We start from the raw sequence: 11,598 nt of genomic DNA on the forward strand, positions 1-11,598 counted from the left end.
GGACTAGAAGGTCAAATACTTCATTCTAAATTAGAATAGTTTGGTTTTATCAAAACTTAAGGATGAAATTGATAAAATCAATTGAATTATGCTAAGACTTCACAAACACATAGGATACTTAAAAGATATAGCGGTATCATAAAACGAACCTTTTTCAGGAAACTACATATCATCATTTTAAGTCCTATTAACTCGCCGTTTTTTGGAGCTACTGTATTAGTCCGAAAGAAGCTATTACCTGTTCAAGGCCGCCAAGTTTCTTTATTCCGTGCGCAAACTTTTTATGGCATTTACCTTTGCGGCCTTTATCGCCTGGAAGCTTACCGTGAGAAGGGTGATGGCCAAGGCCCCGACAATGGCCAATAAGAATATCCACCATTCCATAATGACCCGATAGGCGTAGTTTTGCAACCAACCATTCATCACGTAATAGGAGATAGGTATCGCTATAAAGCATGAAATGGCAACTAGCTTTACAAAATCTTTTGAAAGCATCTTCCATACATTGAACACAGAAGCGCCCAATACCTTTCTGACGCCTATTTCCTTGGTGCGCTGTTCGGCCACGAACGAAGTCAATCCGAACAGTCCCAAACAACTGATCAAAATCGCAAGGGCAGTGAAAATACCGGATAACTTTCCTATACGCTCCTCGGCCGCGAATTTTGCACCGTATTCGGCATCTATAAAATCGTATTCGAATGAAATATCGGGAAAATGCTCCTTAAAGACGCGTTCAACAATGGCAATGTTCCGGCTTGCACTTTGTTCAGGGTTTAACCTTAGATTGTAGAGACTTGCATTGTTGAACCTGTCAAAAACATACAGCCCCTGCTTTACAGGTTCATAAGGTGATTGGGCAATCATGTCCTCTACGACCCCGATTATCTTCAAAGGTGGACCTGGGTCTACTCCGGCATCACTTCTCAATAATTTGCCAACGGGATTTTCCAGATTCATATATTTCTTGGCGGTCTCGTTGATTAGAACGCCCAAGGAGTCGGAGGCGAAATCCCTTGAAAAATCCCTTCCCTCAACAATTTTCATATTCAATGACCTTGCATAGTCATATGAAACTTCGGTCCACGCAAAGTCTTCCTGGAAGCCATCGGGCTTTCCTTCCCATGTAAACCCGTCCCTGTTGTTCCAAATGCGTGTAATTGGGCTACTTGATGCGGACATTTCGATCACTGCACCTGAATTCATAAACTCGTTGCGCATCAGATCGTACTTTCCTACACGTTCATCACTGAATGCGGCTACCTGTACCAGACCCTCTTTGTCATAGCCCATCGGCCGGTCTTTGGCATGATCGATCTGTTGCTTGACGATCACGGTGCCGATAATGAAAGCGACCGAAACCGTAAATTGGAGCACGACCAAAATCTTCCTTGGCAAGCCGGCATATTTTCCTGCTTTAAAGGTTCCCTTCAGAACATCGACAGGTCTAAACGAGGATAGGTACAGGGCCGGATAGCTCCCGGCCACCAAAGAAGTGAAAAAAATAAAGATTATGGAAATCAACCAAAAAATGGGTTTGGCCCATGGAAAGCCAATTTCCTTTTTCGCCAGATCATTGAATCCGCTCAAGGACAACAGAACGATCACGACCGCAATACCAAAGGCGAAAACGACCACCAAGAAGGATTCGCTCAAAAATTGATTGATCAGCTGACCTCTTTGGGAACCGATCGACTTCCGGATACCCACCTCCTTGGATCTTCTTTCGGACCGTGCCGTACTGAGGTTCATGAAGTTGATGCAGGCCAATAGCAATATAAAAACACCGATGATACCGAACAGCCAAACATATTGTATTCTTCCGCCTACCTGTCTACCGTTTTCAAAGTTCCCGCGCAGATACCATTCCTTCATCGGAAAGAGGAAAAGCCTCGGATCGAATTCCGCAGTATCCACGTTCAGGTCTTTTTTAATATTTGCTATTTTTGAGGATACCTCCTCCATATTGGCATTGTCCACCAATTGCACGAACATTTGAAAAGAATTTTCGCCCCAGTCATCCTCCGCATTCCGTGCCCACTCCCGAACGGAAAGATAGTAATCCCACGGAACGATATATTCCGTATCGCTGAAAGTATTGTTGAAAGGAATGTCTTCATATACGGCGGAAACCACCATACCATCCTGATTTCCTATCTTGACCGTCCTGCCTATGGGGTCTTCCCCTCCGAATAGTGCATGGGCAACGGATTCCGAGAGCATAATGGAATTGATTTCCCTCAAACCGTCCTTCTCGCCCTTTAATACGTTCAACTCTAAAAGCTCCGGAGCTTCCCTTTGCATATAGTTTCCGGACCTTGAAATACTGGTTTCGCCATACTTCAGATACAGGTCCATCGTCCAAGACGACATGACAAGGTGCTTGAAATTATCGTCATAGCCATCGCGCAAGGCCTTTTCCAAAGGTCTTGGGATAGAAGGCCCTGTTTCCGTTCGCCCGTTAAAGGTCTGTGATTGGAATACCTTTGCGATTTTGTCCCTATCTTCGAAGTAGTCGTTGTAGGATAGTTCGTCGACGATCCAAAGTCCGATCAACAAGGTAACGGCCATACCTAAGGCAAGGCCGCCAATGTTTATTGCGGAATAGCTTTTATTCTTCTTTAGGTTCCGCCAGGCAATCTTTAGATAGTTCCTTAACATGATTTTTCGATTTTTATCAACATTACTTTGTACGAAGGCACTTGTCAAAACAAGTTATCGGAAGGCTCGTTATTTGCTGAACTAATTCTATGCCATAACAGCAATAAGCTATAAACCAAATAGTTGCAATAGTTTGCGATGATAATACCTTTCTAAATCGTCTAATTTTTTGACACCAATTGTTAAATTACTGTACAACAATCTAATGTAACTTTACTAAAAGGAATCGTCAGTAATTCTCTTTAATAAAGAGATACAAATATTTGAAATGTTACATTATAAAGCAGAATTTGAATTTGGTGCCGTAAAAGGAACCTTTCTTGAGAATCTACTCTTTCTGTCGAAAGAGTCTCATTAACTCCCGGTTTAATGACACAACTTTCAGTATTTTGATAGCATATTTCGAACTAAGCCATTGGCTGTAACAAATAGTTTCTTCGTTTATCTTTAGCTAGAAAGAAAACCGCTAGAATATAAATGAAAGTATTATCAGAGGGTCAGTTTTTTGGCAAAAGCTTGAAGATAGGCAGTAACGATGTATTTGAGTTCAGTTTGACGGAGTATGGGAAAGACAGTTTTATTAACTACCACTATCATACCAATAATTATTTGAGTGTCTTAGTTGAAGGAAGTTATCTTGAAAAGAATAAACAAGAGATACTGCCTATCAAATCTGGAGATATTTTGTTTAGACCTTATCTTTATAGTCATCAGAACCTTTTCATTAACTCGAAAGGAACCTGTTTCAATGTAGAGTTTAAGATGGATTGGGAACAGAAACTCGGTATAAAACTAAAGTTGCCCAAAAAATATGTCAGATATGAATCGGCTACACTACCCTCACTTTTCACATTGCTAAGAGGATTTAAACTTGGCATCGAAACCGATATCACCTCGGAATTGATTTACGATTGGCTATTTACAGCAAACCAAAAGAATCTCAATCATTCGCATCTACCTTGCGTCAGCAGTGCAGCTAAAATATTGGATGGTGAGCTTTCGGAGTATCATTCGTTGAAAGGGATTGCGGAACGTATACACGTGCATCCAGTTTATCTGGCACGTGCCTTTAAAAAGAAGAAAGGTTTAACTGTAGGTGAATATCAGTTAAGGTCGAAACTGACAAACGCCGTTTTCTTACTTTTGAATACGTCAAAGACTATTTCGGACATTTCATTTGAAAATGGTTTCTACGATGACGCACATTTCATCCGCAGTTTTAAAGCGACCTATAAAATATCCCCATATCAATTTAGACTTCAGATAAAAAGTTAGTCTGGTACAATTTTGCCAATTATTTACACGATAGTTTTGTTTAAACTGTTACACGCAAAAAGGCAGCTTGTCCTAAATGCATTTTTAAATACATTGACTATGAAAGGAATACTATTGGTTATTTTAATTGCTGTTTCCATCAACTTCTCGGTTTATTCCCAGAATTCAAATACTACTTTAAAGTCCCAAACTATTGGCCCCGTATACCTAATGGATACAGAAAGGAGAGAATTGAAATCTACCGGAACACATCTTGAATACTCGATTTATATATCGCTTCCGGATGGTTATGATACAGGCACCTCAAAATACCCGGTCATATATATAACCGACGCAAACCAATATTTTGGAATGATTGATGGAATAGCACGGGGCATGCAATGGGGAAATGAAATGCCCGAATCCATTATTGTAGGGATTGCCTATCCATTGGAACAAGAAAAGACCAATGATGAAAAATGGGGTAAGTGGCTTGCAAGAAGGGCACAGGATTTTACTCCGACCAATAATCCCAGGCTAGACAAAGATTTTGGAACCGATAGCATAAAATCGGGGGGAGGAGCTGACTTTTTGAATTTCATTGAAACAGACCTCTTCCCGTTCGTAGAATCTAATTACAGGGCCAAAAAAGAAAACAGAACCTATACCGGCTTTTCCTTAGGGGCTTTTTTCGGCCTTTATTCTATGTTTGAAAAAACCCATCTTTTCAATAGATACATCATAGGTAGCCCTTCAATCTGGTATGATGATAAGAGTATAATGAAATTAGAAGAAACCTATTCCAAAGGTCATAAGGATTTGCAGGTGGATTTATTCATATCGGTTGGAGAACTGGAAGAGGAAATAAACGCTGGAATGGTAAGGAATATGTTGGAGTTTACCAGTAAACTCAAGAGCCGTGGTTACAAAGGCCTGAACCTGAAAATCGATATGATTGAAAATGGAACACATATGTCTTCGCCAAGTGTCAGTTTTCTAAATGGGTTGAAATTTCTATCGAAGGATAAATAGAACTTGAGAGCTTACCCAAGATATTACTCTAGCTCAGGTATTATTTGTGTTTTATGCAATCTTTACCAAAATGATTTGTCACAATTTTCACAGTCCCGTAAAGCTAACGTTTTTTGGAGCACAGATAAGGTTTATCGATTAATTTCGACAATATTTTTTTGTTGGATGCAAAGGATTCTTTTTCGAGGACTCGGTTAACATGAAAGGGTCAAATAATAATGGAATTAAAGAATCTAGTTATAGAATTAGAATCTTCTAGCGCAGGTCACACAAGGAAATTGATAATAAATTGAGAGCATATTGGTTCAGAGTTTCGCCTTATGGCCATAATTCTCAAGACCATTTTGCGATATGGTCAGGCCGATTATGCTTCCGGTTACTTCCTCTTTGAACAAGACGATTATCTCGATATCTTCAATCTCAAAAAGGTTTTTCCCTTTTTCTATCAACTCAAGCTTCTTGCTATTGTTCATACTTCCCATAAGTTTCCCATTTTCCACGGTAATGTTGATCGAGGATCGATTTCCCATTTCGTAGATGCCAATATATTTTTCAAAAGCCTTTCGCCCAATCTCCGCTGACCCTTCTTTGATCGATGCAAAATTATTATCCGTCCTATTGTAGGAAAACCGCTTGCCCATTAAGGAGTTTGGCCTAAAATAGATGTAGTTGTTCCTATAGTCTATTATGGTGTTGAACTTTTTCAACAGATCATTTCCTATAAGCTGAAATGATTCAAAATCGTTATGGTTCGGTTGTGCGAGATAAACGGGTATTTGCGTGACTTCAAAATTCCCTACCCAAATTTTGGGGAGTATGGCTACATGATTCTTGACCGTATTAGGTCCCAACCCCCGGGAGTTGCTCTCCCCGACTATCTCCAATGAAGTCTCAAGGTCATATCTTTTGGTAAACTCGCTATCGAAATTTATAGTGCCCGAACTCCCGGTGTCAAGACATACCCAATCGGTTATTTCTTTTTCTCCCGTATCCAAAATCACCTTAAAATATGGCATAGTTCCTCTTCTCATGATCATATTCGATTTTGAATATGTACCATCTATACCGAATTCCGATTTATGGATTACCAATATCTTTTTATCATAGTCTATCTCCACAATTTCGTCTTGAAATATCCTAAATCCGAGCAATCCGTCCATAATTCCATTTTCATTGTATGCCACGGGCAGATTCTCCCAAATCAAATCGGCTATCTGTAACTTGTTGCCTTGACTACTATACTCGTTATGCGAAATTCCCCCAAAACTGGTTCCTTGGGAATTCCCATCAAACTTCATATTTACTTTTTTTAGACCACTTGGAAAAAGTGTAATCCCGGTCGCCCCCGTATCAAATCCAAAAACCAGATTTTCAGAACTGTTCAATTTCCCGGTGAAGTATATTCTATTGTCCGATTGGAGCAAAAAGGGAATGGTGTCCGGTTTGGATTTGATGTTGGCGTATTTATCTATCCGGTTCCATCTGTTGTCTTTTGGAAAAGGTTCCGTTGAAAGACGCGTATAGCACGAATCCTTGTTGTTCAGAAGAACTATAAAATCATAGTATTTTCCCTCCTTGACGTTAAAAGCGATGGAATCAATGTCCGTATAAAATGTTACTTTTCTATTATCCTTAACCCCTTGCACATAATACACGTCCGGCTTGATTTCTGGAGAGAGGTTCCAAATTTCCCTTTCAAAAAAAGGTCCGTCCTGAACGTTTACCGAAGTGGAGTTTGCCTTGATAATGGGAAGATGGTTCTGTGCGTTCAATATCGGGATTCCAGCAAATAAACATACAATTAAGATGTAGTTATACCAGGCTCCTTTCGAGAGCAGTCCATTATTTCTCATTTTTTAAGTTTAGATGAAAATTTATTTTCCTGACTTCTGTAAATAAAAGAAGTATCCGAGAAAGCTAATCGAAATACTTACGGCCATGATTGCCAGGGAATGTATACCCAACGGAAGGGCATGGTCCACTATGAAAAGTCCGATCCCTGCCCCGAACAAAATGGAAAACCATTTAATATTCAACTGTTTGCCTACACCGGAAGTGGTTTTTAAGATAGATGTAACCAGATTGTCCGGCACCCCTTTTTCAATAATCCTATTTTTTATTTTATGTTCCAGTACGTTTTTCAGGATCGATAAAAAAAACAGCATCACTATAATGACTACAAAAATTGCAGCGCAGGCATTAAACACTTGTTGATCGATACCATGTTCGATCAGCAATGATATTGGTCTTGTCATTGTTATCATTTTTTAGTATTATCTTATATTGGATTAGACAGCCCATTCGACTTAATGTTGCAGCTACGTCATAAATAATCCATTATTTTCAGTTTTTTATTGAACGATATGACCATATCAAGGCCAATGGGTATAGATATAAAAATTGCGATTCCCACAATAAGGAACACCATAAATGGATTGTCGAAAATAAACAGGGCCGCAAGATTGTCAATGAAAAAATATAAGGATGCCGTAGCGATGCCTATGCCCAGAGCGATCAAGGAATAGGGTAAGTAATTGCGTTCCTTGGATCTTGATGAAGTGTGCAGCCCTTCTAAAACCAATTCTTCTATGTCGAAATCAAAGGTGGGTTCGGGCATCTCTTTGATTCCCTTTGAAATCATTAAATAATCAGCAGCCTTTTTTTTACAGTAATCACATGTGTTCATATGTTCTATAACATACTGATCACAGTCCATCATATCGAATGAATATTGCTGGATTTCGCTTTCGTTTAAATGTGTCAACTTCATAGGTCCTCTTTTTTGTACTGGGCCAATAGGTCAGCCTTTAATTTTTTCCTAGCCCTATATAAGTAGTTTTTCAAAGTACCGGATGGCAAATCGGTAATCTCCTGTATTTCGTTATAGGTCAATTCCTCCTGGTGGAACAATATTATTATGGTTCTATACAGCGGCGGTAATTTTTCTACGGCGAGATCAAGTATTTGTGAAAGTTGCTTCTTTTGTAACCATTCTTCCAAATTGTCAACAGAAAGGGCAATTGCTTTACCTGTTATCAATTCTTCTGAATCTTCAGGCCGATCCATGCTGTAAAGAACGAGCTTTTTCTTTTCCAGATAATTCAAGCAGGTTCTATATGCAATCTGTCCGATCCATGTCGAGAGTTTGGAATGGAACCTGAAACTGGACAAATTGTGAAACACCTTTATATAGATTTCCTGTGCGATGTCCTTTCGATCTTCCACATTACCGATCATTCTATGAACAATCTGGGATACCAATCCTTTTGTATTACCGATGAGGGCACTAAAAGCCTTAGTTTCTCCTTGCAGTATTCTTTCAACCTGATCCTGGTCCGTTGCTCCGTTTAGGTTCATTGCGCCCAATATATAGATTAGACCGGTCAGTCTAATAAATGTTGCAGAAAACAGAAAAAAAGATTGTGTTCATTTTTATAGTTAAGGTTAATTTTTAAAAAGAGTATTAAGAGTAAGGGGTGAATAAAATAGAATCGTCCTGCAAAACGAACGTTTACCTAGACTTTTACATTTTATTTCCTAAGTCTATTAATCGGCCGTTTAACTAAACCCAATATATAAGATTCAGGATATTCGTTGATCAAACGTTTAGAAACGCATATTACTCGAATAATGTACTTATAAAACATGGCGAACTCCTTATCTACAAGGATTCGCTATCTTAGTTCTGCACATAAAAGATATCTAGACTATTTAGTATGGTCTATATTCCTACGTTGTAGTTAATTCCGAAAACTAAAAGATGATTTTTAAAGAAAATATAATACCATCTTCAAAAAACGAATATATTATTAGTATCTATTACATAGACTGCGATGCACCAAAAGAAAATAAATTCTATATTCCTGATGGGAATTTAGAGTTGATGCTCGCAAGTCATCCAATTTCAATCTTTTCTAAAAAGAACCAATACCCTTACCACGACCAATGACCTTTTACCCATTCTTTTTTGTTTTTCTGATGGCCAAATGTATACCATCATCAATGCCATGGCAATCATCAAATAAATAAGCATGAGTTTGAAGGTCATTTCTAATACATTGGATTTTGGTTTAAAGCCATTTTCTTTTTTTAAAGAACAGGATCATTCCCACAGCAACAGCGATAAGGACCAACCAAAAGATGGGATATGCATATCTATAGTCAAGTTCAGGGAGGTACTTGAAGTTGGTGCCGTATATTCCGGCAAGAAAGGTAAGGGGGATGAAGACCACTGAAAATATGGTCAACACCCGTAATATATCGTTTAACCGGTTGTTCAATCCAGAATTGTAGAGGTTGAGCAGGTCGTTCAACATGTCCCTGTAAAGCTCAATGGATTCGGTGGCCAAGATTATCTGTTCCTCTAGATCCCTTAGATAGGGCTGGGTCGTGCTATGAATGATAGCGGAATCAGAACGTTTAAATTGTGAAACAAGTTCCCTTACCGGCCGAATAGTCTTACGGAGAAAATTTATTTCTCTTTTGTAAAGGTTTATTTGTTCCAAATGAGACTTTTCCAGTCGTTCCAATAATTGGTCTTCCAAATGCTCGATACGCTCACCGAATTTTTCAATAATGAAAATATACTGTTCCACAACTGCGTCCAACATCGCAAACGCCAAATAATCATTTTTGCGTAACCTTATTTTCGTTGTGGGGCGAAGCAGCCTTTCCCGTAGAGGGTCAAAAACGTCCAAAGGTATTTCTTGAAAAGAAATAAGCACACCATCCATTAAGACGATGCTGAGTTGTTCGGTATATAGTGAACCATCTTCCTTAAGATGTAACATTCTGATTTGAATGAACAGATAAGCATCGGTCTCCTCAAATTTCGGTCGCTGGGTAGTGTTTAAAATATCTTCCAATTGGAGTGGATGTAGATGAAAAAAGTTCCCTATTGATTCTATAGCCCCTTCGTCATGCACACCAACATGATTTATCCAAGAAACCTTTTTTGAATCAATTAACCCTTTAAGTTCCCCAACATGTTTTATCTCCTTGTTAAGTATTCCGGATTTGTCATAAGAGAAAAATTCCAGCATTACCTGGTCAATTTTTTGCTTGCCCACGAATATCAACGAACCTGGCGCGGTTCCCAACTTTTGACTTCTTTTTACCAAAAACCTAGCCATGGACTGTTTATTTTAAATTCAAAAAGTAATTGGATATACCGCTCAAAATGCTTTGGACGGCATAAGCGGACAATATCAACCCCATAATTTTGCTGATTACAGTAATACCGTAGTCACCAATACGCTTTTGTAATATGTTGGCCGTGAGCAGAAGAAGTACCGTCAGGCCGATTACGGCGAGCACCAGTAGCGTGGTAATGGCCTGTTCCTTGACAGTATACAAATGATTGTCCGTCATCAGTACAACGGCCATTATGGCACCTGGGGAAGCTATGGAGGGAATGGCAATGGGAAATATGGTGACATGACGATAATCCGTAATATTGTTCTTTTCCCTTTCTGGTTTGCCATCCCCAAATATCATGGTAAGTGAAAACAGGAAAAGAATGACACCTCCCGAAATCTGAAAGGCATCCAAAGAAACCGACATGCTTTCCAAGATAAGTTGTCCTATGACTATGAAAAAAAGAAGGATAAAGAATGAAATGGCACATGCCCTAAGGGCAATTTTCTTTTTGTGGGCGATATCGAACTCTTTTGTGGCCTCAAGATAAACGGGAATCGAGCCTATGGGGTCAATTACTGCAAAAATGAAGAAGATTTTTGTTAAGACCTCCATCATATTTATTCTATTCTCCTGGATCGTGTGGTGAATGACAGACCCTGTTGACCAATTGTGGAACTCATTACTCCTTCAAACATGGGCTCGGGACAGCTGATTGGTTTCTGCCACTCAAATATGAAGTTTGAACCTGTTCCACCTTCATCATCCGTTTCTTCAATTACGATTTCCAAGGTCTCCAAGGGCCTTATAAAAATTGTCTTGTTGAGGTAATGCCTAATCAATACTCCATAGGTATCATAATAATCGGCTCGGGAAATGTAAATGGTATCTTTTTCACTGGTGTTCCTTAGGCTGGTCATGGCGGTAAGGTTGCTTTTGCGTTCCTCATTGAGCGTATAAATCTGAGAATAAATGGATAAGTAGGATTTACCGATTTGCAAACTATCGTTACTTGGGATATCCGCATGTCGTGCCGACCAATTTGGAAGTTTAAACTTTGGTTGTTTTTCCTTTTCGTTACAACCCATGACAAGGGTAGAGATATAAATTAGAACCAATATTTTGCGCACTACCATATTCCCAAGTGTTTACATGAATGGAAAAGATAAACATTATTCGTTTCACCAGAAAGAATTTCCTTAATCCCACATTAACAAACTAATAGGTTTAAGGATATGTTTTTTGTAAAATTTATTTTGGGAAACGCGAATTCATTGAAGTACTAAAAACTGAACCCTTCTTAAGACACTTACCAATTTCCAAATCAGTCCTATTAACTGGCCGCTTTAAAGTACCATTGAATACCCGGTTCATTATTGGAATGATTGGTTAACTTTAGCATATGAACAAAGAAGTGACCATATTCAAGGACATTCCGACCCTTTTGAAGGGCTTGAAGCTTCCACCTCCCAGAAATCCCTATTTTCAGATTCATCGATTTGAGGACGCACTGGA

The 11,598-nt window shown here is 39.0% G+C and carries 10 protein-coding genes; 2 read left to right on the forward strand and 8 right to left on the reverse strand.

Annotated elements, in window-relative coordinates; translation table 11 throughout:
• Positions 1-261: 261 nt before the first annotated feature.
• On the reverse strand, positions 262-2,661 hold the full coding sequence (locus D7Z94_RS25415) for an ABC transporter permease (protein WP_120714492.1): 2,400 nt from the start codon (positions 2,659-2,661) through the stop codon (positions 262-264).
• Positions 2,662-3,138: 477 nt separating this feature from the next.
• Here D7Z94_RS25415 and D7Z94_RS25420 point away from each other — a divergent pair, with 477 nt between their 5' ends.
• Both D7Z94_RS25420 and D7Z94_RS25425 read left to right on the forward strand, forming a co-directional pair.
• Entirely contained in the window at positions 3,139-3,936 is a 798-nt protein-coding gene (locus D7Z94_RS25420) for a helix-turn-helix transcriptional regulator (RefSeq protein WP_120714482.1), read from the forward strand.
• A gap of 99 nt (positions 3,937-4,035) precedes the next feature.
• Complete coding sequence (locus tag D7Z94_RS25425; protein WP_120714483.1) at positions 4,036-4,947, forward strand: alpha/beta hydrolase; 912 nt, start codon at positions 4,036-4,038, stop codon at positions 4,945-4,947.
• 305 nt (positions 4,948-5,252) lie between these two features.
• Here D7Z94_RS25425 and D7Z94_RS25430 read toward each other — a convergent pair whose 3' ends face one another.
• From D7Z94_RS25430 to D7Z94_RS25460, 7 genes are all read right to left on the reverse strand, one after another.
• Positions 5,253-6,800: a retropepsin-like aspartic protease gene (locus tag D7Z94_RS25430; protein WP_120714484.1), complete on the reverse strand. Its 1,548-nt coding sequence runs from the start codon at positions 6,798-6,800 to the stop codon at positions 5,253-5,255.
• A gap of 21 nt (positions 6,801-6,821) precedes the next feature.
• Positions 6,822-7,202 carry a hypothetical protein gene (locus D7Z94_RS25435; RefSeq protein ID WP_147416018.1) on the reverse strand — a complete coding sequence of 127 codons (381 nt, stop codon included), beginning with the start codon at positions 7,200-7,202 and terminating at the stop codon, positions 6,822-6,824.
• Between the two features lie 68 nt (positions 7,203-7,270).
• A complete protein-coding gene (locus D7Z94_RS25440) occupies positions 7,271-7,717 on the reverse strand; it encodes a hypothetical protein (RefSeq protein WP_120714486.1) in 447 nt (148 codons plus the stop codon).
• Positions 7,714-8,304 carry an RNA polymerase sigma factor gene (locus D7Z94_RS25445; protein WP_120714487.1) on the reverse strand — a complete coding sequence of 197 codons (591 nt, stop codon included), beginning with the start codon at positions 8,302-8,304 and terminating at the stop codon, positions 7,714-7,716. Before D7Z94_RS25445 ends, D7Z94_RS25440 begins: the two co-directional genes overlap by 4 nt.
• A gap of 713 nt (positions 8,305-9,017) precedes the next feature.
• Positions 9,018-10,079, reverse strand: a complete 1,062-nt coding sequence (gene corA, locus D7Z94_RS25450; RefSeq protein WP_120714488.1) for a magnesium/cobalt transporter CorA — start codon at positions 10,077-10,079, stop codon at positions 9,018-9,020.
• Positions 10,080-10,086: 7 nt separating this feature from the next.
• Entirely contained in the window at positions 10,087-10,701 is a 615-nt protein-coding gene (locus D7Z94_RS25455) for a MarC family protein (RefSeq protein ID WP_120714489.1), read from the reverse strand.
• A gap of 2 nt (positions 10,702-10,703) precedes the next feature.
• Positions 10,704-11,219 carry a DUF3124 domain-containing protein gene (locus D7Z94_RS25460; protein WP_245967308.1) on the reverse strand — a complete coding sequence of 172 codons (516 nt, stop codon included), beginning with the start codon at positions 11,217-11,219 and terminating at the stop codon, positions 10,704-10,706.
• Between the last annotated feature and the right edge of the window lie 379 nt (positions 11,220-11,598).

The sequence above is a fragment of the Ulvibacterium marinum genome, assembly GCF_003626755.1.
Lineage (GTDB): Bacteria > Bacteroidota > Bacteroidia > Flavobacteriales > Flavobacteriaceae > Ulvibacterium > Ulvibacterium marinum.

Excerpts from the sequence above, each read along its gene's own strand:
- D7Z94_RS25415 (WP_120714492.1), bottom strand. The coding sequence starts at position 2,661 with ATGTTAAGGAACTATCTAAAGATTGCCTGGCGGAACCTAAAGAAGAAT.
- D7Z94_RS25420 (WP_120714482.1), top strand. The coding sequence starts at position 3,139 with ATGAAAGTATTATCAGAGGGTCAGTTTTTTGGCAAAAGCTTGAAGATA.
- D7Z94_RS25425 (WP_120714483.1), top strand. The coding sequence starts at position 4,036 with ATGAAAGGAATACTATTGGTTATTTTAATTGCTGTTTCCATCAACTTC.
- D7Z94_RS25430 (WP_120714484.1), bottom strand. The coding sequence starts at position 6,800 with ATGAGAAATAATGGACTGCTCTCGAAAGGAGCCTGGTATAACTACATC.
- D7Z94_RS25435 (WP_147416018.1), bottom strand. The coding sequence starts at position 7,202 with ATGACAAGACCAATATCATTGCTGATCGAACATGGTATCGATCAACAA.
- D7Z94_RS25440 (WP_120714486.1), bottom strand. The coding sequence starts at position 7,717 with ATGAAGTTGACACATTTAAACGAAAGCGAAATCCAGCAATATTCATTC.
- D7Z94_RS25445 (WP_120714487.1), bottom strand. The coding sequence starts at position 8,304 with ATGAACCTAAACGGAGCAACGGACCAGGATCAGGTTGAAAGAATACTG.
- corA (WP_120714488.1), bottom strand. The coding sequence starts at position 10,079 with ATGGCTAGGTTTTTGGTAAAAAGAAGTCAAAAGTTGGGAACCGCGCCA.
- D7Z94_RS25455 (WP_120714489.1), bottom strand. The coding sequence starts at position 10,701 with ATGATGGAGGTCTTAACAAAAATCTTCTTCATTTTTGCAGTAATTGAC.
- D7Z94_RS25460 (WP_245967308.1), bottom strand. The coding sequence starts at position 11,219 with ATGGTAGTGCGCAAAATATTGGTTCTAATTTATATCTCTACCCTTGTC.